Origin of the sequence: Microbacterium sp. ZW T6_19, assembly GCF_044987465.1 — a bacterium.
GTDB classification, from domain to species: Bacteria; Actinomycetota; Actinomycetes; order Actinomycetales; family Microbacteriaceae; genus Microbacterium; species Microbacterium natoriense_A.
On sequence record NZ_JBJDRH010000001.1, the window covers coordinates 1 to 20,823 of the forward strand.

Below are 20,823 nucleotides of genomic sequence, written 5' to 3' on the forward strand. Positions count from 1 at the left end.
CCCGCTTCCCCTCCCGCCCCCGCTCAGGCGACCTGAGGCTCGGGCATCCGCTCCTTCCGGTCGCGATTCGTGCCGCTTGACGTGCCTCCGAGCGGCACGAACTGCGACCCGAACGGCGTCAGGTCGGCGATCACGACGGCACCGTGCGTGCGTGCGGCGGAGGCCAGCGAACGCACGAGTGCCACGGTCGACGGCGTGCGGATCCACGTCTCGCCGGTGACGGCTCGCTCGATCAGGGCGAGCGGATGCTGCAACGCCACGTCGTGCTGACGGGAGTCGTCGGCGAGCCATTCGACGAGCTCGGCGATGGTCCAATCGGGGCTGATTGGCGCAAGAACCGACGCTTCTGTGGCGATGGGGATGCTCATTGGTCCAGAATCGAGCCTCATGGGCATCACGGACAGGGCCAATTCGCGCCGCGTGGATCAGCGATCGGCAGATGGACCACTCGTGCACGCCGGCGATGTCTCGGTCGAGCGTCTCGCCGCACGCCTCGGCCGCTGGACGCAGGGCGACGGCACGCTGGCGTCGCGCCTGTCGCAGGCCGTCGGCGCGCTGATCGCCGGGGGTGAGCTGCGCCCAGGAGACCGGCTGCCCGCCGAGCGCGCGCTCGCCGCGGTGACGTCGGTTTCACGGGGCACGGTGGTCGCCGCCTATTCCGATCTCGCCGACGATGGCCTCGTCGAGCGCCGCCAGGGCAGCGGTACCCGGGTCGCCGGGGCTGCGGCATCCGCCGTTCCGATGCAGCGACCAGGACGCGGCGAGGCCCTGTTCTCCGCGCTGCCGAACGCGATCGACCTGTTGCGCACGGTGCCGCAGATACCCGACCTCGCGGTGCAGCTGATCACCGCGCACACCCCCAGGCTCGACCTCGCGTTGCTCCCGGAGACCGATCCCGCCGGCCTCGCCGCCCTGCGCGAGCAGATCGCCGAGCTGTTCCGCGCCGAGGGCACGCCGACCACGCCCGAGCAGATCCTCGTCACGCACGGCGCGCAGCAGGCGATCAGCCTCGTCATCAACGCCCTGGTGGCGCCCGGCGACGTCGTGCTCGCGGAAGAGATCACCTGGCCGGGTGTCACCGACTCGGTCGGCCTGCGCGGCGGCGTCGTGCACGGCATACCGATGACCGCCGACGGGCTTGACGTCGACGCGCTCGAGATCGCGATGGCCAGGCTGCGACCCGCCCTCGTCGCTCTCAACCCGCATCACCAGAACCCGACCGGAACCCGTCTTCCCGCTCAGGCGCGGCATCGCGTCGCGGAGCTCGCCGCGCAGTACGGGGTGCCGGTGATCGAAGACCGCGTCGTCGCCGGGATCTCGTTCGACGGGGTCGTGCCGCCGTCTCTCGCAGCGGAGCGGCCCGACGCTCCCGTGATCGTCGTCGAGTCGGTGTCGAAGTGGGCGTGGGCGGGGCTCCGCATCGGCTGGCTGCGCGCCGACCCCGTGCTGGTGCGGCGGCTGCGCGGTGCACGCCAGCTCGCCGATCAGTCCACGAGCGTTCCCGCCCAGCTGCTCGCGATGGATCTGCTCGCGCACGCCGACGAACTGCGCCGGCAGAACAGCCGCGTGCACCACGCGCGGCTTCGACTGCTGCAGTCGCTGATGGCGGAGCACCTGCCCGACTGGACGACCGTGCCCCCGCGGGGAGGCCTGTCGCTGTGGGCGCAGCTGCCGATCGGCTCGGCTGCAGCGCTCGCGAGGGTCGCGGCAACTCACGGCGTCTCGGTCGCGGGCTCGGCTGCGTTCGCAGCATCCGTCGCCCCCGACGATCACATCCGCATCCCGTTCACGGCCCCTGACGAAGTGCTGACCGAGGCGATCGCCCGGCTGGGGGATGCATGGCGGGAGTATCGGGCGACCTTGTGAGTCGTGACCGACCCCGGGGGCTTTGACGGCCGGTAGCGTGGAATCATGGTCAACTATCGCTATCTCGGCAACAGCGGTCTCAAGGTCTCTGAGATCACCTACGGCAACTGGGTCACGCACGCCTCGCAGGTCGGCGACGACGCGGCGGTCAAGACGGTGCACGCCGCTCTGGATGCCGGCATCACCACATTCGACACCGCAGACACCTACGCCAACACGGCCGCCGAGGTCGTGCTCGGCGACGCGCTGAAAGGCCAGCGCCGCGAGGGCCTGGAGATCTTCACGAAGGTCTACTTCCCGACCGGCCCGAAGGGGCCGAACGACACCGGTCTCTCGCGCAAGCACATCCTCGAGTCGATCAACGGCTCCCTCACTCGACTCGGCACCGACTACGTCGATCTGTACCAGGCGCATCGCTTCGACTACGAGACCCCGCTGGAGGAGACCTTCCAGGCCTTCGCCGACGTGGTCCGCCAGGGCAAGGCGCTGTACATCGGCGTCTCGGAGTGGACCGCGGAGCAGCTGCGAGATGGCCACGCCCTCGCGAAGCAGCTGGGTGTGCAGCTCATCTCGAACCAGCCGCAGTACTCGATGCTGCACCGCGTGATCGAGGGCAAGGTCGTGCCGGCATCCGAGGAGCTCGGCATCTCGCAGATCGTGTGGTCGCCCATGGCGCAGGGCGTGCTGAGCGGCAAGTACCTGCCCGGTCAGCCGGTGCCCGATGGGTCGCGCGCGACAGACCCGCACTCCGGTGCCGACTTCATCAAGGGCTTCCTGCGCGACGAGATCCTCGAGGCCGTGCAGCGGCTCAAGCCGATCGCGGCCGAAGCGGGCCTCACGATGCCGCAGCTCGCGATCGCCTGGGTGCTGCAGAACCCGAACGTTGCCGCTGCCCTCGTCGGAGCATCGCGCCCCGAGCAGCTCGCCGACACGGTCAAGGCATCGGGCGTGAAGCTCGACGCCGACACGATGGCCGCGATCGACACCGCTCTCGGCGACGTGCCGAACCGCGACCCCGAGGACACGTACTCGGTGTCGCCGAAGGCTCGACTGGTCTGACGCGGATCCTCGCACCGAGACCCCCATCTATCGCCGAGACCCCCACCTGCTGACGTCAGCAGGTGGGGGTCTCGGCGGTAAGTGGGGGTCTCGAGGTATTTGCGGACTCAGCCGACCGTGATGTCGACCTGGATCTCGCTGGCCAGGCGCTCGAGGTCGGCCTGCAGGGTCTCGAGGTCGACGGATGCCGGCACCTTCGCGGTCACGGATGCTTCGAACAGACGCCCGCCCGCCATCGCGGCGTCGCGAGTCTCGGTCGCCAGCTCCTCGATGCTCAGCGCATGGGCGTTCAGCACCCCGGAGATCTCGCGCACGATGCCGGGGCGGTCGTTGCCGAGCACCTGGATCCCGAGCAGACGGTCATCGGATGCCACGTCATCCGATCCGGTGTGCACCGCCACCGTGAGCAGCCCCTCGAGCGCGTGCAGCGCCTGTTCGAGTTCGGTCGCCCGGTCGGCCGCGACCGAGACCTCGATGACGCCGGCGAAGGTGCCGGCGAGCTCAGCCAGGCTGCTGTTCTCCCAGTTGCCGCCGTGCGCGTCGACGACATCGGCGACGGCGGCGACGAGGCCCGGACGGTCTGCACCCGCGACGGTGAGGATCAGAGTTGTCATGGCCACAGCGTAGCCCCGCCGATTCACTCCACCCAGTCGCCGGTCTCGAGGAACCGCTCGAGCCGTGCGCGGTGCGGCGCGAGATCCCACCCCTGCTCGGCGACCCACTCGTCGGAGTAGTAGGTGCCGGCGTAGCGGACGCCGCTGTCGCAGATCAGCGTGACGACGCTTCCTGTCTCGCCCGCCGCCCGCATGCGCGCGATCAGCTGGAACGCGCCGTACAGATTCGTGCCGGTGGAACCGCCCGCCCAGTGCAGCGTGCGCTCCTTCAACAGCCGGATCGCGGCGATCGAGCCGGCATCCGGGATGCGCAGCATCTCGTCGATCACGCTCGGCACGAACGAGGGCTCGACGCGTGGGCGTCCGATGCCCTCGATGCGGCTCGGGCGTCCGGCCGGAGCATCCGTCGTCCCGGCCCAGCCGTCGTAGAACGCCGAGCCTTCGGGATCGACGACCGCGACCTGCGTCTCGTGCCTGCGGTACTTGACGTACCGGCCGAAGGTCGCACTGGTGCCGCCGGTGCCCGCCCCGACGACGATCCAGCGGGGGATCGGATGCCGCTCCTGCGACAGCTGGCTGAACACGCTCTCGGCGATGTTGTTGTTGCCACGCCAGTCGGTCGCGCGCTCGGCGAACGTGAACTGATCGAGGTAGTGGCCGCGGCAGTCGCTCGCGAGTCGCCTGGCCTCGGGGGAGATGTCCTCCGCGCGGTCGACGAAATGGCAGCGGCCGCCGTAGAACTCGATGAGGTCGATCTTCTCCTGGCTGGTCGAGCGAGGCACCACGGTGATGAACGTCAGTCCCAGCATCCGCGCGAAATACGCTTCTGACACGGCGGTCGAGCCGCTCGATGACTCCACGAGCACTGAGTCCTCGGTGATGCGTCCGTTGACCAGCCCGTAGAGGATCAGCGAGCGCGCGAGGCGGTGCTTGAGGGAGCCGGTCGGATGCACCGACTCGTCTTTCAGGTACAGGTCGATGCCCCACTGCGCAGGCAGCGGGAACAGATGCAGGTGCGTGTCGGCGCTGCGGTTGGCATCGGCCTCCAGCAGGGCGATCGCGGTGCTGGTCCAGGAGGTCATGATCTCGAGGGTACTCGGCGGGTCAGGCTGACGCGGCCTGCCGCAGCCAGCGTTCGACTCCGGCGATGTGCGCGGTCGTGAGTGAGGTCGCGAGCGCGGCGTCGTGCTGCGCGATCGCGTCGGCGATCGCGCGATGCTCCGAGAGCGTGCGCTCGACCGCGCCGCCTTCGGTGAGTCCGCGCCAGACGCGCGCGCGGACCGTCTGGCTGCTGAGGTGCTCGATCAGGCTCGAGAGGTAGGCGTTGCGCGCCATCCCCACGATCTCGCGGTGGAAGCGGATGTCGTGCTCCACGAGTTCTTCGATGCCGACCGAGGCGTCCACCCCGTCGACCTCCTGTACGAGTTCGGCGATCTCGTCGTCGGTGCCGAGCGTGGCCGCGAGACCCGTGGCCTGGGACTCCAGCATCCGCCTGACCGCGAAGATCTCGAGCATCGAGTCGTCGTCATGCATGTCGACGACGAACGCGATGGCCTCGAGCAGCAGGTGCGGCTCGAGGCTGGTGACGTAGGTGCCGTCGCCGCGGCGCACATCGAGAACTCGGATGACTTCGAGCGCCTTCACTGCTTCGCGCATGGAGTTGCGACTCAGGCCGAGGCGCTCGGACAGCTCTTTCTCGGGGGGCAGGCGGTCGCCGGGGCCGAGCTCGCCCGACACGATCATCGCCTTGATCTTCTCGATCGCCTCATCTGTCACTGCCATGGCGTCATCCTCGCACATTGATCGGATGTCTGAGGCAAGATGGGAGCATGCGCGTTGTCGACAGTCATCTGCACCTGTGGGATCCGTGGACGCTCGAGTACGACTGGCTGGAGGGCCCGATGGCCGCCCGCTTCGCCGAAGACGAGCTCTTCGAGGAGCAGCTGCCCGGCGTCACCGAGGAGGTGTCGATCTTCGTGCAGGCCGGGACGGTCGAGCGTGCGTTCCTCGACGAGGTGGCGTGGGTCGAGAGCGTCGCGGATGCCGCGGGCGTCGTCGCGATCACGGCGGGCGCTCGGCTGGACTCCGGTGCAGCGACGGCAGAGCATCTGGAGCGCCTCGCCGCGCACGAGCGCGTCATCGGCGTGCGGCACCTGCTGCAGGACGAGCCGCACGGAACCGCCTCTTCGCCGGCATTCGTCGACGGGGCGAAGCTGGTCGCCGCGCGCGGATGGACGTTCGACGCCTGCGTGCGGGCGGAGGGGATCTCTGATGTCACGGCGCTCGCCGACGCCGTGCCCGAGCTGCGGGTCGTGCTGGATCATCTGGGCAAGCCTCGGGTCGGGACGGATGCTGCGCCGCTGCGCCCCTCGGCGGAATGGCTGCGAGACGTGCACGAGCTCGCGGCACGGCCCCTCGTGCATGCGAAGCTGTCGGGGCTGCCGGCAGAGGCCGGAGGGTGCTGGACCGAGGCGCAGCTGACTCCGTTCCTCGACGCCGCTCTCGAGGCGTTCGGTCCCGAGCGGCTGATGTGGGGGAGCGACTGGCCGGTCTCGTCGTTCGACACCGCGTACCAGCCGGGCGGTCGCGCCCGCTGGTTCCGGTTCGTCGCCTCGTGGGCGCAGTCGCGCGGAGTCTCGTCTGACGGACTGTTCTGGTCGACGCCGCTCGCCTTCTACGGCATCCGCTGACCCACCCGCCTGCCGGCGGCGTCCTCCCGTCGCAGAAGATCACGGTTGTGCGGCGCGATACCGGGATCTTTCGCGACGGGAGCGGAGCCGTCAGTCGTCGAGAAGCAGGCCGCGGTAGAGGCGCGGAGCGCCGTCGAGCGTGAGCTGCGCCTGTCCTCCTGCACAGGCGATCTGTCTCGTGCGGCCGAAGGCATCCGTCTCCGTCACGAGTGACGCGGCCGGGAGCGAGACCTGCGTCTTGGTCGGCCACGGATCCTGCCACATCTCGGGTGCGGGGAAGCGCCAGTCGGTCCGCGTGCCATCCGTGTTCAGGATGTAGCCGTCTGCACGGTTCCACAGCACGGCGAGCGGGCCGTCCGGCGTGGAGAAGAGCAGACCGTGCGTCGTGCCGTCGTCGAGGTGCACCCAGCGGACGAACGTCGCCTGGTCGAGAGCGCGGGCGGCCGTCGCGTACGCGAGCAGCGACGGCTTGGGCCCGAGATCGCGGTTCACGAGCCCGAAGTGGTACTCGACATCGTCGGGGCTCGCCCCCATGGGGCTGATCGTGTACGAGTCGAAGAACTGGTACCAGCACACCGCGCGCACGCCCTCTGCCTTGGCGAGCGCGAGCGACAGCAGCACGTTCTCGGCGGCATGCCGGTAGGTGTCGTTCCACCACGCGTTCGGCCGCGTGCACGCATAGGCCTCCGTGAGCCAGATCTCCTTCTCGCCGTACTCCGCCATCAGCTCCTTGAGTTGACGGAGTCCGCCGAGGAAGTTCCAGTAGGCGCCCGTGGCTCCCGTGCCCCATTCTCCGCCCTCGCCATCGGGGATGAAATCGGGTGTGAAGTTGCCGCGACCCGGGTGGAAGGCGATGCCGTCGACGAGGTCCCAGCCGCCCGCCGCGTGGAAGGCCTCGATCCATGGGCGGTCCATGCCGGCGAGTCCGTTGTTCATGAGCTGGAAAGCGCCGCCCTGCGCCGCCCGCGCCGCGTGGACCGGCTTGAGCACGCGCTCGACGTACCCTGGGGCGGCGTCGCCCGTGTTGAAGGGGCGATTGAGCTCGTTGCCCACTTCGAACCACGAGGCTCCGGCGGCGCTCGCCGTGGTGCAGCTGGCCTCGGCCCACGCGACCAGCGCAGCATCCGTCGCCGTGATGTCGGGCTGGAGCTCGAGGTTGTGGTCCATTCCGCGGGCGTCGTACGACGACGGGGGCAGGCCGGGGCCGCCGTCGTAGGCGATCCGCACCCACTGGATGCCCACCTTCTGCCAGAGATCCAGAGTCGCCTGTTCGCCGGCGTTCAGCAGCCACGGGTAGTTCGCGATGCCGAACATGCTCGACGACCCGGCTGAGTAGGCGAAGGGGGTGAGCGCTGCCAGCGTCGTTCGCGCGAACGCGGTGTCGCCCGATGCGGCCGTCGCCGTGGCTTCGAGCAGCACCATTCCCTGCGCCTCGAGCGGCACCGAGATCGTCGCGTCGGCGGCTGACAACGCGGCGACCGTGAGCGAGGTCGTCCCGGAGGACACGACCGCGCCCTGGTCGGTGCGCGCCCACCAGGAGAGGGCGAAGACCTCGTCGCTGCTCCGTGCATTCGTGACGGTCACGGTCGCTGCGGCATCGCCGGCTGCATCCCACACGTTGTAGGGGCGGGTCGTCGAGAGCTCGACCGCCATGCCGTCTCCGCGTCCGATGGCGGCTCCTGACGCCGGCCGCGCCTCGGTGAGGATCAGGCTCGCCGAGGTGGCCGCCGTCGTCGCATCCACCTGAGTTCCCGGGGCGTGCACCCAGGTCGCGGTCGTCCACGCCTTGCGGCTGGAGTCCAGGAGGAGCAGACCGTGTCCGGATGCCCAGGACGAGCGGTAGACGACACCGGTCGGCACCTCGTAGGGGATTCCGCCTGCGCCGTCCCGCTGCCACTCCGACGTGGGGATGTACTCGTCGGGAGCGGTGGGTGCGGTCAGGGCGCGGCTGAACATGAACCCGGCAGGATTGAGCGTCGCCGAGCCCGACACGGTCCATTCCAGGTGGACCTGAGCGGTCTGCACGCGGATGAGTGCAGAGACGACGACTCCGCCGGCGGATGCGGGCATGGTGTACTCCATGCGGATGGCAGGCTGCCCGTCGGCGCTGGTCAACGATGGGGTGCCGCCCGTGGACGTCTGGATGCCGTACACGGTGTCTTTGGTCTGGAAGCGGGAGCCTGCCATGAGCAGAACTCCGGCGCCGGAGTAGACGGCGATGCGACCGCCGACAGAGGCCACCACGCGGATGCCGTCGGCGGTGAGCGTGACGTCGCCGGCGGCGGCGGCCGCGCTCACGACGCTCGGCGGCAGCACGATCAGTGCTCCCGCGAGGATGCCGGCGCCGAGGAAATGGCGGCGGGACAGGTTGAGGTGCAGGGGATCAGGGGACATCATCGTCCTTCCATGATGATAGGGATTATCACAGCACTATGCACCGAGGTGGGTTTCCTGCACAAGTGTTTGACAAGGATCCGGTGTGGTCTGTTATCGTCAAGTTCGGATTCTGATAATCCGAACTATCAGGAGAGGTCGATGACGACGAACAAGAACGGGCGAGTCACCCAGCGCGAGATCGCGAAGATCGCCGGCGTGAGCCAGGCGACCGTGTCGATGGTGCTGAACGACAGGGATTACTCCAACGTCCGCATCCCCGAGGCGACGAGAGCGCGCGTGATGCGCGCGATCGAGCAGACCACGTACGTCGCCGATCCGGCCGCTCGCCGGCTCGCCGGGCTCGACAACAAGATCCTGGGCATCTTCACGTACGAGCCGGCGCTCTCCGCCGAGAGCATGGACTTCTACGGGCCTCTCCTCAACGGCATCGAGCGCGCGGCCGAGCGGCTGAGCTGCGATCTGCTGTTCTTCACCGCCTCTCCTCTCGTCGACGGGTCGCGGAGCCTCTTCCACAAGAACACGCGGTTCCGTCTGGCCGACGGCTGCCTCCTCCTCGGACAGCAGATGAACAGTGCGGAGCTCGCGCGGCTGGTCGCCGAGGACTTCCCCTTCGTCGCGATCGGACGTCGGGACGAACCCGACGTGCCCTACGTGGGAATCGACTACCTGTCCCTCACCGGCCGGATCATCCGCCGGCTCGACGAGCTCGGGCACGAGCGCGCCGTCTACCTGCATCACGGTACGATCGCCCCCGCTGCAGCCGACCGCCGCTCCGGAATCGCCCAGGCCGCGTCGGGACTGCGCATCGCCGTCACCTCCGTCGACGTCAGCGGGCTCGATGCCGCGGCGATCGCCCGTCGAGTCGTCGACGCAGACGTCACGGCCGTGATCGCTGAGGACTCCTTCCTCGCAGAGGCCGCGGCAGCGGCGCTCGAGAGCGCCGCACCGCAGATCCGTTTCAGCTACGTCGCCCTGGCGGATGTCGCGGGGCACTCGATCGGATCCGCACCGCTCAGCGGATTCGACCTGCGCCGAGAAGCCGTGGCCTCGAAGGCGCTGTCCCTTCTGCAGGACATCGTGCTCGCCGACCCCGCAGAGCACGCCGATCTTCAGAAGCAGGTGCTGCTGACCGGAGACATCGTCGACGGCGCGACCCTTCTCGAGGTGCGCCGGTGAGCCGGGTCGAGACCGACGTCCTGATCGTCGGCGGAGGCCTCGGCGGCGTGGCCGCCGCGCTCGCCGCACTCCGCCGCGGACAGCGGGTCGTGCTCACCGAGCAATACGCCTGGCTGGGTGGCCAGCTCACCTCGCAGATCGTCCCTCCCGATGAGTCGTACTGGGTCGAGCAGTTCGGCGTCACGGCCTCGTACCGCGCTCTGCGCGACGGCATCCGCGACTACTACCGCGAGCACTACCCGCTCACTGAGGGCGCCCGATCCGAGCGTCACCTCAACCCCGGCCTCGGCCGGGTCAGCCGGCTCTGCCACGAACCGCGCGTCGCGGTCGCCGTGATCGACGCCATGCTCGCCCCGCATCGGGCGAGCGGCCGCCTCACCGTGCTGCAGCCTGCGATCCCGGTCGCGGCGTCGGTCGACGGCGACGTCGTCACCTCCGTGACCGTGGATCACGACGGCGTGCGGCGCGAGATCGCGGCATCCTTCGTCCTCGATGCCACCGAGACTGGCGACCTCCTGCCGCTCACTGGCACCGAGTACGTGCTCGGCGCCGAATCACGCACCGACACGGGAGAGCCCAGCGCGGCAGAGACGGCCGACCCGCGCAACGTCCAGGCGGTCACGTGGTGCTTCGCGTTCGATCACGAGGAGGGCGCCGACCACACGATCGAGCGCCCCGCCGAGTACGAGCGCTTCCGTCGGATGCAGCCGGAGTTCTGGGGCGCCCCTCTGCTCTCGTTCACCGCGCCGGATCCTCGGACGCTGGAACCGGTCGTCCGCACCATGCACGTGAACCCGCCGATCGTCGAGCGCGGAGCGTCGGACCAGCGCACGGACGCCGGCGACCGCGACCTGTGGGAGTTCCGCCGCATTCTCGCGAGGGAGAACTTCCGCGCGGGTTTCCTCGACAGCGACGTCGTCGTGGCGAACTGGCCCATGCTCGACTACCTCGACGGCTCGATCATCGACGATCCGGATGCCGAGACCCACCTCGAGGGAGCCAAGGAGCTCGCCCGCTCGTACGTGTACTGGCTGCAGACCGAGGCTCCACGCCCCGACGGCGGAACCGGGTTCCCCGGCCTCCGTCTGCGGCCGGACGTCGCAGGGACCGACGACGGCTTCGCGCAGGCTCCGTACATCCGCGAGTCCCGTCGCATCGTCGCCCGCCGCACGATCGTCGAGCAGGACATCTCGGTGCGCCTGCGGGGGCACGGAGGACCGGCGACCTTCGACGACACCGTCGGCGTGGGCATGTACCGCATCGACATCCACCCCTCCACCGGCGGCGACAACTACATCGACGTCGAATGCGCGCCCTTCGAGATCCCGCTCGGCGCGCTGATCCCCGTACGGATGCGCAACCTGCTGCCCGCCGCGAAGAACATCGGCACGACCCACATCACGAACGGCGCCTACCGGTTGCACCCCGTCGAGTGGAACATCGGCGAATCGGCCGGCGAGCTCGCGGCGTTCTGCGCCGAGCGCTCGCTCGAACCCGCACAGGTCGCCGCCGGCGACGCGCTCGTCGCCGCATTCCAGTCCCGCCTCATCGAGGCGGGCATCGAGATCCACTGGCCCGAGATCATCGGCTACTAGAGAAGAGAAGAGCATGACATCAGCAAAGAAGCTGGGCGCGGCGGCTGTGGTCGCCGTCATGGGCCTGGCGCTGGCGGGGTGCGCAGCATCCGCACCTGAACCCGTCGAGACCACAGCCGCACCGGGCAGCGTCGATCTGCGCATGTCGGTGTGGACTTCGAACGAAGATCAACTCGCGCTGTTCGACGAGATCGCCGACGCGTATAAGGCCGACCACCCCGAGATCGGGGAGATCACCTACGAGTCGCTCCCGTTCGCCGACTACAACACCACACTGACCACGCAGATCGCGGGCGGCAACGCACCCGATCTGGCGTGGATGGGCGACCTGTCGCGTGACCTCATCGACGCCGACGCGCTCGTTCCGCTGACCGACGCGCTGAAGGGCACGAAGGGCTGGGGCTACGACGACCTGCTCGGCAGCGTCACTGCAGAATTCAGTGCGGATGACGAGCTGTACGCCTACCCGTTCTCGAACTCGCCCTTCGCGCTCTACGTCAACAAAGACCTCTTGGCGCAGGCCGGCGTCGCTCTCGACGACGAGGTCACGTGGGACAAGGTCAGCGAACTGGGAGCCGCCGTGCACCAGACCACGGGCAAGGCCGGGTTCGTGATCCGCGACTTCGACTACGCGAACTGGGGCCAGCTCGCCACGGTGTGGGCAGGCTGGGGCGCGAGCGCCTGGAGCGCCGACGGCAAGACCTGCACGATGGACAGCCCCGAGATGGTCGACGCGTTCACGTTCCTGCATGACGCCGCCTTCGCCGACCAGTCCATGCCCGGTCCGGGCACGACGGCCGACTTCTTCGCGGGGGACGCCGCGTTCACCGTGGCGCAGGTCTCGCGTGCGGCGCTGCTCGACGGGTCGTTCGCCTACGACGTCGTCCCGTTGCCTAGCGGCCCGGAGGGCGACTACTCGGTGATCGGGCAGGCAGGGGTGGGCGTGCTCTCCTCGAGCTCTCACGTGCAGGAGGCGACGGACTTCCTCGCCTTCCTCACGGACCCCGAGAACGCCGAGAAGCTCGCGCAGTACTTCCCGCCGCCCCGCGAATCCCTGCTCACGGGCGAGAAGCTCGCCGAGAACAACCCGAAGCTCTCCGCCGATCAGCTGCAGACCGTCGTGGTCGACCAGCTGCCCGACGCGGTGACCCTCCCGAACCACACCGGCCCCGCCGAGATCAAGGCGGCGGGCAAGACCGCCCTCGACGCCATGTGGACGGCGGATGCCGATGTGAAGGCCGTGCTCGGCGCGACCTGCGACGCGCTCACGCCGCTGTTGTCGAAGTGACCGCTGTCGACACCGTGATCGAGTCCCGGGGCGCGCAGGCGCCCCGGGACCTGCGCCGCCCGTTCTGGACGACGAGGCGGCGCGACCAGCTCACGGGCTACCTCTTCATCGCCCCGCAGCTCGTCGGGGTCGTGCTCTTCGTGCTCGTGCCCGTCGGACTGGGCATCTGGTACAGCCTGAACGAGTGGAACATCTTCCGAGGCGAGCTCACCTTCGTCGGCGGCGACAACTACGCCGCGCTCTTCAGCGACCCGCAGCTTCCTGCGGTGCTGGGCGCGACCGCGATCTTCTCGATCGGCATCGTCGTGCTGAACATCGCGCTGGGCCTCGGCCTCGCGGTGCTGCTGAACCGGCGGTTCCGCGGGGTGACGTTCTTCCGCACGGTGTTCTTCTCGCCGGTCGTCGTCTCGGTCGTGGCCTGGACGCTCGTGTGGGGATTCCTCCTGCAGGACAACGGCGGCATCAACGCGCTGCTCGCGGTGTTCGGCATCGACGGACCCAACTGGCTGCTGTCGGGCGACACCGCGATGATCTCGGTGATCGTCACGCAGGTCATCCGAAGCGTCGGCGTGAACATGGTGCTCTTCCTCGCAGCTCTCCAGGGCGTGCCGTCCGAGCTCTACGAGGCGGCGCGCATCGACGGCGCGGGCTCAGGGCGCATCTTCTTCCGCATCACGCTGCCCCTGATCTCTCCCACGCTCATGCTCACTGCCGTGATCACGATCGTCGGGGCGCTGCAGGCCTTCGCGAACGTGGCCGTGCTGACCGGAGGGGGCCCGGGACTCTCGACCACTGTGCTCGTCTATTACGTGTTCCAGCAGGCGTTCGAGTTCAACGACATCGGCTACGGATCGACACTCGCGCTCATGCTGCTGACGTTCGTGATGCTGCTCACGCTGCTGCAGTGGCAGCTGCGACGGAAGTGGGTGTTCTATGAAGACTGAGAGCAGACGGATGACGGGGAGCCACCGCATCCGCCAGGTGATCCTGATCGCGGCCCTGATCGTGCTCGCCGTGCCGTTCGCGGTGCCGACCATCTGGATGATCACGTCGTCGTTCAAGCCGCTGGCCGAGATCTTCCGCTCGCCGCCCGCCCTGTTCGCCGAGAACCCGACGTTCGCGGCCTACGCCGAGGCGTTCGCGTTCCAGCCCTTCGCGAGGCAGTACTTCAACAGCGTGTACATCGCGGTCATCGTCACGGCGATCGTCATGATCGTGTCGAGCCTGGCCGGCTACGCCTTCGCCCGCATCCGCTTCCGCGGGGCGAACGCGCTGTTCCTCGTGGTGCTCGTGGGGCTGCTCGTCCCCGGCGAGGTGACCATCGTGCCGCTGTTCCAGATGTTCAAGCAGTGGGGGATGATCAACACCCACTGGCCGCTGATCCTCGTCACCGCGCTCGCGGCGCCGTGCGTGCTCGCGACGTTCATCATGCGGCAGTTCTTCCTGTCGCTGCCCGTCGAGCTGGAGGAGGCGGCGCGCATCGACGGACTCGGCAGGCCCGCGATCTGGTGGCGGATCTGCCTGCCGCTCTCCAAGCCCGCCCTGTCGGCCGTCGCGATCCTCACGTTCCTGGCGTCGTGGAACCTGTATCTCGAGCCGACCGTGTATCTGACCTCGCCCGAGCTGTTCACCCTGCCCCAGGCGCTCACCCGCTACACCGACGCCTACGGCGGGCAGATGTGGAACACGCAGCTCGCGGCCGCGACCATGACGGTGGTGCCCATGCTGATCGTGTTCATCGTGGCCCAGCGGCAGTTCGTCGAGGGGCTGGCCCACTCGGGTCTGAAGGGCTGATCGGGTCGGTCCCGCGCCGGGTTCCCACAAAGCCGTTCCGGTCGCAGTTCATGCCGCCGCAGCATTCGCTCGCCACACTCCGGTCGCAGTTGGTGCCGTCGGATGCGTCGTTACGCGGCATCAACTGCGCCCGGAACGGACCGAAAGATCGAGCGGCGGCAGCAACTGCGACCGGAACGCGGCAACGGGGGAGCGCTGCTTCCGGTTCAGGCGCGAAGCGCCCGGCGGACGCGGTCGATCATGACGTCGGGCCTGGCGAAGAGGTCGCTCGTGATCTCGATGACGACCCAGCCCGCGGCGCGGAGGGCGGCGATGCGTTCGACATCCGCGGCATAGCGGGAGTGGTGGAGGACGCTCTGGTACTCGATCGCGATCTTCTGCTCGGGGTAGGCCAGATCGACGCAGCCGAGGAAGCGTCCGCTCGAGTCGTAGACGTCGTGGTTTAGCGAGGGCTCCGGAAGACCAGCGGCGATGAGGTGGAAACGGATCATCGATTCGCGCGGGGACCAGGAGTCTTCACGGATCAGTTCCACAGCCTCGCGCAGACGAGCGATTCCCGTGCGTCGCCCCGCAGAGATCGCGGCTCTCAACTCGTCGACCGTGGCGAGAGGACGTCTGCCGACGTCACGTCGACCCGGCCCTGATCGCCAGACACGGCAGAAGAAGTCGCCTAGCGCTACAAGATCGAGCACGCTCCAGGCTCCGAGTTGCGCCCACGCGGTGGCTGTCGAGGCGAGGCGGATGCCGTCGCGATTCGCGATGCGGGTGTTCAGCGGATTCGCCCGATGCGCCGTTACGCCGTTGGCCCGGACGAGTGTGCCGCGGCCGAGAGTGGCGACGTGCACGGGGAGCTCCATGCCATCGACGGGACCAGTTCGGTCTATGACGAGCGGGAGCGGGCCTCCGTACAGGGCGACCGCGCTCTCATGGCTGAGGAACTGGTCATCTCGCAGACGCGGAACATACCTTCTCGCACGGATCCGCCTCGCGGCGGCCTGCCTCTCGAACGGATCGAGTGCGCTGAGATCCGCTGCGACCGTTGTGGAGCGCACGCCGCGAAAGGGGGTCTCGAGATCCGAGCGCCGAAGGCGCCCGCTGCTCGCTCCGGCGCGCAGCGCATCTTGCACGCTGAAGCGTCTTCCGAGCTCCGCGGGCAGGGGGCGTGGATTTCCCATGGCTCAACCGTCGCATCACACGTGGATGTTCGCGGAAGTTATCCACAGGCGGGGGGCGTCGTTCCGGTCGCAGTTGGTGTCGCTGCGGCAGCCGTATGCCTTACTCCGGGCGCAGTTGGTGTCGCTCCGCCGCCGATCGAGCGGCACGAACTGCACCCGGAACACCGAGTCCGAGCGCGCTGACGGCAACAACTGCGACCGGAAGCGGAAGCGGAAGCGGAGGCGGGTCGGCGCGAGCGACGCGGAGCGGCCGACCGGGATGTTTCGCGACGGGAGCGAGCCCGCGGAACCGAAGCCGGCTACTCGGGGCGCAGACGCAGCTGCGCCATACCGCCGTCGACCTCGATGAAGGTTCCGGTCGTGGAACCTGCGTCGGGGGAGACGAGGTAGGCCACAGCGGCGGCGACCTCGTCGGGGCTGACCAGACGTCCGTGCGGCTGCCGGGCCTCGAGGGCGGCGCGCTCGGCTGCGGGGTCGGATGCTGCATCCAGCAGACGTCCGACCCAGGGAGTGTCTGCGGTGCCGGGGTTGACGGCGTTCACACGGATGCCTTCGCGCAAGTGGTCGGTCGCCATCGCGCGCGTCAGGGCCGAGACCGCGCCCTTCGACGCCGAGTACAGCGCGCGCTGGGGGAGGCCGGTGGTCGACGCGATGGACGCCGTGTTGCAGACGGATGCCGCGGGTGACCTCCGCAGCCAGGGGAGCGCTGCGGAGGTCACCCGCGCGATGCCGGTGACATTGATCGACAGCACGCGCGCCCACTCGTCGTCGTCGTTCGCGGAGATGTCGCCCTGCGCGCCGACGCCGGCGTTGTTCACGACGATGTCGATGCCTCCGAACCGCTCGGCGACAGCCGCGACCGCGGCGTCGACCGAGGCGCGGTCCGAGACGTCGGCGGTGAACGCTGCGAACCCGGCATCCGCCCCCGAGATGTCGCGGTCGAGAACCGCGATCCGCGCGCCGTCGGCATGCAGGCGACGCGCGATGGCGGCGCCGATGCCGGATGCTCCACCGGTGACGATCGCGACGAGCCCGTCGAGTCCTGCGCTCACTGCTGTTCCTTCCACGCCACGAACTCCTGCCGCTGATGGCCGAGTCCTTCGATCTCGATGTCGACGACGTCTCCGGCCGCCAGGTACGGGAACTTCCCGCCGAAGGCGACGCCCTGCGGAGTGCCGGTGAGGATGAGGTCGCCGGGCTCGAGGGTCACGTACTGCGACAGATGGTGCACGATCTCGCGCACGTCGAAGATCATGTCGTTCGTGTTCGAGTCCTGGCGGGGCTCGCCGTTGACCCAGCTGCGCAGGCGCAGATCGGCGGCGTCGACGTCATCGGGGGTGACGAGCCACGGGCCGGTCGGGTTGAAGCCCGGCGCGATCTTGCCCTTGGACCACTGCCCGCCAGAGACCTCCATCTGGAAGGAGCGTTCGGACACGTCGTTGGCGACGACGTATCCCGCGATGTGCGCGTCGGCCTCCGACGGTGAATCGAGGTACGCCGCGCGAGCGCCGATCACGATGCCGAGCTCGACCTCCCAGTCGGTCTTCTCGCTGCCGCGCGGGATCGTCACGGCGTCGTTCGGGCCGACGACCGTGTTGGGAGTCTTCAGGAACAAGATCGGCACTGTGGGCGGTTCCGCCCCCGACTCGCGGGCGTGAGCGGCGTAGTTCTGCCCGATGCAGATCACCGCGCTGGGGCGTGCGATCGGAGCGCCGATGCGCATCGCCGCGGCGTCCGCCACCTCGGGGAGCTCGTCCGCCGCGCGAGCCGCGGCGACGCGGGAGCGGAAATCGGATGCGAGAAAATCGCCGTGGAGGTCGGATGTCACCGGCCGCAGGTCGAGGTGACGATCTCCCTCGACGAGTACGGGGATCTCGGCCCCTGGTTCTCCCAATCGTGCGAACTTCATGACTCTCCTCGAGGATTCCGGGGGCTCGCACGACAGAGACGGTCGATTCGTCACCGTGTGGGCCGGGTTCGTTGACAGTATAGACATCCGATGTTTATGCTCCAAGAGGTCGGTGCAGGAAAGCCGACTCTGAGAGGAATCCCGTGAGCCGCATCGTCGCCCTCGACACCACCGACATCCGCTTCCCGACATCGCTGAGCCTCGACGGCTCCGACGCCATGAACCCCGACCCCGACTACTCGGCGGCCTACGCGGTCGTCAGGACCGACGCCGACGACGCCGGTCATGCCTTCGTCTTCACGATCGGTCGTGGGAACGACGTGCAGGTCGCGGCGATCGACGCTCTGGCCGGCCACCTCGTCGGGCGTGAGATCGAGCCGCTGCTCGACGACATGGGCGGCACGTTCCGCGAGCTCATCCGCGACTCGCAGCTGCGCTGGCTGGGCCCGGAGAAGGGCGTCATGCACATGGCCATCGGCGCCGTCATCAACGCGCTGTGGGACATCAAGGCCAAGCGCGCGGGGCTCCCGCTCTGGCAGCTGCTGGCTCGCATGACGCCCGAGGAGATCGTGGGTCTCGTCGACTTCCGCTATCTCGGCAACGCGCTCACGCGCGATGACGCCCTCGCCATCCTGCGCGACGCCGTGCCAGGACGGGCGGAGCGAGAGCAGCAGCTGTTCGCCACCGGCTATCCCGGGTACACCACCAGCCCGGGGTGGCTCGGCTACTCCGACGAGAAGCTGGAACGCCTCGCGCGCGAGGCGATGGCCGCGGGCTTCACCCAGATCAAGCTCAAGGTCGGCGCCGACCTGCACGACGACATCCGGCGCTTCCGCAAGGCCCGCGAGGTATGCGGACCCGACTTCCCGATCGCGATCGACGCGAACCAGCGTTGGGAGGTCGCCGAGGCGATCGAGTGGGTGAACGCGCTCGCCGAGTTCCGCCCCGCCTGGGTCGAAGAGCCCACGAGTCCCGATGACATCCTCGGGCATGCGGAGATCGCGCGCGGCGTCGCTCCGATCCGGGTGGCCACCGGAGAGCACGCGCAGAACAGGATGATCTTCAAGCAGCTGCTGCAGGCGAACGCGATCGAGGTGATGCAGATCGACGCCGTGCGCGTGGCCGGCGTCAACGAGAACATCGCCAACCTGCTGCTCGCCGCGAAATTCGGGGTGCCGGTGTGCCCGCACGCGGGCGGGGTCGGACTCTGCGAGGCTGTGCAGCACCTGTCGATGTTCGATTTCGTCGCGGTGAGCGGCAGCCGCGAGGGGCGCATGATCGAGTACGTGGATCACCTGCACGAGCACTTCGTGACCCCGACCGCGATCCGCGGCGGCTCGTACATGCCGCCGTCCGCCTCGGGAAGCGGCATGGAGATGAAGGCGGACAGCATCGCCGAGTACACCTGGAAGGGACAGCATGTCTTCGTCTGATCGCGGCGTGCCCCGCCTCGGATACGGCGCGGCCAACCTCGGCAACCTCTTCCGCCCGCTCACGGATGACGAGGCATGGGAGGTGCTCGATGCGGCGTGGGATGCCGGCATCCGCCACTACGACACGGCACCGCACTATGGCCTCGGCCTGTCCGAGCGACGGCTGGGCGCGTTCCTCGCGACCAAGCCGCGCGAGGAGTACTTCCTCTCCACGAAGGTCGGCCGCCTCCTGCGTCCGAACCCCGACCATGAGCGGGGAGGGCTCGACACCGCGAACGACTTCCACGTGCCCGACGACCTGCGACGGGCCTGGGACTTCTCAGCAGGCGGCATCCGCGCATCCCTCGACGAGTCGCGCGAGCGGCTCGGCATCGACCGGATCGACCTGCTGTACCTGCACGATCCCGAACGCCACGACCTCGACCTCGCGCTCGCCGAGGCACTGCCTGCTCTCGAGCAGCTGCGCGCGGACGGGGAGGTCGGTCGGATCGGCATCGGATCGATGGTGTCGGATGCTCTCGCCACCGCCGTCCGGGCGGCCGACCTCGACCTCATCATGGTCGCCGGACGTTACACGCTGCTCGAGCAGCCTGCCGCAGCCGACGTTCTGCCGGCCTGCCGCGAGAACGGCACGGGGATCGTCGCCGCGTCTGTGTTCAACTCGGGGCTTCTCGCCCAGAGCACCCCGCACCGCGACGGCCGGTACGAGTACGGGCAGCTCCCGCAGGAGCTGTGGGAGCGCCTCGTCCGGATCGCCGCGATCTGCGCCGATCACGACGTGCCGCTGCCTGCCGCGGCGCTGCAGTTCCCGCTGCAGTCCGACCTGGTGCGCTCGGTGGTCGTCGGCGGCAGCCGCCCCGCGCAGCTGAGACAGAACGCGGAGTACGCCGCCCTCGACATCCCGGCAGCCCTCTGGCAGGCCCTCGCCGCCGAGGGCTTCATCTCCTGACGAACGGAACGCTCATGCTCGAAGGAATCGATCCGCTGCTCACCGGTGAACTGCTGCTGCACCTCGACCGGATGGGACACTCCGACGCGGTCGTGATCGCCGACGCGCACTTCCCGGCGTGGGCGCTGGGGGAGCGGGTCGTCGACCTGCCCGGCACCACCACGCCCGATGTCGTCGCCGCCATCCGCACGGTGCTGCCCCTCGACGACGTGCCCGGCATCGACCTCATGACCTCTGCTGATGGCGAGGTGCTCGACGTGCAGCACCAGCTCATGGCCGCAGCCGGGACGGATGCCGGCACCACGCGATTCGTGGAGCGCTTCGCGTACTACGACGTCGCCAGGGGCGCCTATCTGATGGTGCGAACCGGGGAGACCCGTGCGTACGGAAACGCACTGCTGCGCAAGGGCGTCGTCGGGCGTTCCGGAGTGTGAGCACAACCCCTTGAAGTCGCCTGGTCGGGCGAGAAGACTGGCCGCGTCCGCACGACGACGAGAACGGCGAAAGGGGCCACCATGGCGCACGGAGACATCACGCACATCGACATCCCGGTGAGCGACATGAAAGCGGCGACTGAGTTCTACTCGAGCCTGTTCGGCTGGCAGATCGCCGAGATGCCGGGCTTCGAGGGCTACCCGATGTGGCAGGCTCCCAACGGCATCTCGGGCGGCGGCCTCGCGCCCCGCGGTGAGGGGTTCGTCGAGCCGCGGTCGTACGTCGAGGTCGACTCGATCGACGAGACGATCGCTCGCGCGCAGGACGCCGGTGCGAGCGTCGCCCAGGGCAAGCAGCAGATCACCGAGAGCAGCTGGTGGGCGGTGATCGTCGACCCCGACGGCAATCACATCGGGCTGTTCGAGGGCGTGGTCGGGGGCTGA

Annotated in this window: 20 protein-coding genes; 12 read left to right on the forward strand and 8 right to left on the reverse strand. The window is 68.8% G+C overall.

All coding sequences use genetic code 11. The annotated features are described in order from the left end of the window. Positions 1-23: 23 nt before the first annotated feature. Positions 24-368 carry a hypothetical protein gene (locus ACI3KT_RS00005; protein ID WP_404901628.1) on the reverse strand — a complete coding sequence of 115 codons (345 nt, stop codon included), beginning with the start codon at positions 366-368 and terminating at the stop codon, positions 24-26. A 19-nt stretch (positions 369-387) separates the two neighbouring features. On the opposite strand from ACI3KT_RS00005, the gene ACI3KT_RS00010 reads away from it, so the two are divergent. Both ACI3KT_RS00010 and ACI3KT_RS00015 read left to right on the forward strand, forming a co-directional pair. After that, positions 388-1,866, forward strand: a complete 1,479-nt coding sequence (locus ACI3KT_RS00010; protein ID WP_307299306.1) for a PLP-dependent aminotransferase family protein — start codon at positions 388-390, stop codon at positions 1,864-1,866. A gap of 45 nt (positions 1,867-1,911) precedes the next feature. Then, complete coding sequence (locus ACI3KT_RS00015; protein ID WP_292904173.1) at positions 1,912-2,925, forward strand: aldo/keto reductase family protein; 1,014 nt, start codon at positions 1,912-1,914, stop codon at positions 2,923-2,925. A gap of 107 nt (positions 2,926-3,032) precedes the next feature. Here ACI3KT_RS00015 and ACI3KT_RS00020 read toward each other — a convergent pair whose 3' ends face one another. Genes ACI3KT_RS00020 through ACI3KT_RS00030 form a run of 3 tightly spaced genes read right to left on the reverse strand, consistent with a single transcriptional unit; the run spans position 3,033 to position 5,321 of the window. Continuing rightward, positions 3,033-3,539: a glycine cleavage system protein R gene (locus ACI3KT_RS00020; RefSeq protein WP_404901629.1), complete on the reverse strand. Its 507-nt coding sequence runs from the start codon at positions 3,537-3,539 to the stop codon at positions 3,033-3,035. A 23-nt stretch (positions 3,540-3,562) separates the two neighbouring features. Beyond that, positions 3,563-4,621, reverse strand: a complete 1,059-nt coding sequence (locus ACI3KT_RS00025; protein WP_292904170.1) for a PLP-dependent cysteine synthase family protein — start codon at positions 4,619-4,621, stop codon at positions 3,563-3,565. Between the two features lie 22 nt (positions 4,622-4,643). Then, positions 4,644-5,321 (reverse strand): FadR/GntR family transcriptional regulator, encoded by a 678-nt coding sequence (locus tag ACI3KT_RS00030; RefSeq protein ID WP_307299300.1) that lies wholly within the window; start codon positions 5,319-5,321, stop codon positions 4,644-4,646. Between the two features lie 47 nt (positions 5,322-5,368). Between ACI3KT_RS00030 and ACI3KT_RS00035 the strand changes: the two genes are divergently transcribed. Then, positions 5,369-6,229 carry an amidohydrolase family protein gene (locus tag ACI3KT_RS00035; protein ID WP_404901632.1) on the forward strand — a complete coding sequence of 287 codons (861 nt, stop codon included), beginning with the start codon at positions 5,369-5,371 and terminating at the stop codon, positions 6,227-6,229. A gap of 90 nt (positions 6,230-6,319) precedes the next feature. Here ACI3KT_RS00035 and ACI3KT_RS00040 read toward each other — a convergent pair whose 3' ends face one another. Then, a complete protein-coding gene (locus tag ACI3KT_RS00040; RefSeq protein WP_404901634.1) occupies positions 6,320-8,626 on the reverse strand; it encodes a hypothetical protein in 2,307 nt (768 codons plus the stop codon). Positions 8,627-8,764: 138 nt separating this feature from the next. Between ACI3KT_RS00040 and ACI3KT_RS00045 the strand changes: the two genes are divergently transcribed. Genes ACI3KT_RS00045 through ACI3KT_RS00065 form a run of 5 tightly spaced genes read left to right on the forward strand, consistent with a single transcriptional unit; the run spans position 8,765 to position 14,479 of the window. Next, positions 8,765-9,802, forward strand: a complete 1,038-nt coding sequence (locus ACI3KT_RS00045) for a LacI family DNA-binding transcriptional regulator (protein ID WP_307299294.1) — start codon at positions 8,765-8,767, stop codon at positions 9,800-9,802. Further along, positions 9,799-11,397: an FAD-dependent oxidoreductase gene (locus ACI3KT_RS00050; protein WP_404901637.1), complete on the forward strand. Its 1,599-nt coding sequence runs from the start codon at positions 9,799-9,801 to the stop codon at positions 11,395-11,397. The genes ACI3KT_RS00045 and ACI3KT_RS00050 overlap by 4 nt, the downstream gene beginning before the upstream one ends. Positions 11,398-11,410: 13 nt before the next feature. Beyond that, complete coding sequence (locus ACI3KT_RS00055; RefSeq protein ID WP_404901638.1) at positions 11,411-12,685, forward strand: ABC transporter substrate-binding protein; 1,275 nt, start codon at positions 11,411-11,413, stop codon at positions 12,683-12,685. Next, complete coding sequence (locus tag ACI3KT_RS00060; protein ID WP_404901640.1) at positions 12,682-13,629, forward strand: carbohydrate ABC transporter permease; 948 nt, start codon at positions 12,682-12,684, stop codon at positions 13,627-13,629. Before ACI3KT_RS00055 ends, ACI3KT_RS00060 begins: the two co-directional genes overlap by 4 nt. After that, positions 13,619-14,479 carry a carbohydrate ABC transporter permease gene (locus ACI3KT_RS00065; RefSeq protein WP_292906995.1) on the forward strand — a complete coding sequence of 287 codons (861 nt, stop codon included), beginning with the start codon at positions 13,619-13,621 and terminating at the stop codon, positions 14,477-14,479. The genes ACI3KT_RS00060 and ACI3KT_RS00065 overlap by 11 nt, the downstream gene beginning before the upstream one ends. A 206-nt stretch (positions 14,480-14,685) precedes the next feature. On the opposite strand, the gene ACI3KT_RS00070 is transcribed toward ACI3KT_RS00065, so the two are convergent. The 3 genes from ACI3KT_RS00070 to ACI3KT_RS00080 form a co-directional block, all read right to left on the reverse strand. Continuing rightward, the gene (locus tag ACI3KT_RS00070) at positions 14,686-15,336 is read right to left on the reverse strand and encodes a hypothetical protein (protein ID WP_404901641.1); all 651 of its coding nucleotides are present in this window, start codon (positions 15,334-15,336) and stop codon (positions 14,686-14,688) included. Between the two features lie 617 nt (positions 15,337-15,953). Continuing rightward, positions 15,954-16,706: an SDR family NAD(P)-dependent oxidoreductase gene (locus tag ACI3KT_RS00075; RefSeq protein WP_404901643.1), complete on the reverse strand. Its 753-nt coding sequence runs from the start codon at positions 16,704-16,706 to the stop codon at positions 15,954-15,956. Beyond that, entirely contained in the window at positions 16,703-17,563 is an 861-nt protein-coding gene (locus ACI3KT_RS00080) for a fumarylacetoacetate hydrolase family protein (protein ID WP_404901646.1), read from the reverse strand. The genes ACI3KT_RS00075 and ACI3KT_RS00080 overlap by 4 nt, the downstream gene beginning before the upstream one ends. 143 nt (positions 17,564-17,706) lie before the next feature. Here ACI3KT_RS00080 and ACI3KT_RS00085 point away from each other — a divergent pair, with 143 nt between their 5' ends. The 4 genes from ACI3KT_RS00085 to ACI3KT_RS00100 all read left to right on the forward strand — a co-directional run bounded on the left by ACI3KT_RS00085 (position 17,707) and on the right by ACI3KT_RS00100 (position 20,823). Continuing rightward, the gene (locus tag ACI3KT_RS00085) at positions 17,707-18,996 is read left to right on the forward strand and encodes an enolase C-terminal domain-like protein (RefSeq protein ID WP_404901648.1); all 1,290 of its coding nucleotides are present in this window, start codon (positions 17,707-17,709) and stop codon (positions 18,994-18,996) included. Beyond that, the gene (locus tag ACI3KT_RS00090) at positions 18,983-19,945 is read left to right on the forward strand and encodes an aldo/keto reductase (RefSeq protein ID WP_404901650.1); all 963 of its coding nucleotides are present in this window, start codon (positions 18,983-18,985) and stop codon (positions 19,943-19,945) included. The genes ACI3KT_RS00085 and ACI3KT_RS00090 overlap by 14 nt, the downstream gene beginning before the upstream one ends. 14 nt (positions 19,946-19,959) lie before the next feature. Next, the gene (locus ACI3KT_RS00095; RefSeq protein WP_292907007.1) at positions 19,960-20,379 is read left to right on the forward strand and encodes an RbsD/FucU family protein; all 420 of its coding nucleotides are present in this window, start codon (positions 19,960-19,962) and stop codon (positions 20,377-20,379) included. An 81-nt stretch (positions 20,380-20,460) separates the two neighbouring features. Next, positions 20,461-20,823 carry a VOC family protein gene (locus tag ACI3KT_RS00100; RefSeq protein ID WP_292907009.1) on the forward strand — a complete coding sequence of 121 codons (363 nt, stop codon included), beginning with the start codon at positions 20,461-20,463 and terminating at the stop codon, positions 20,821-20,823.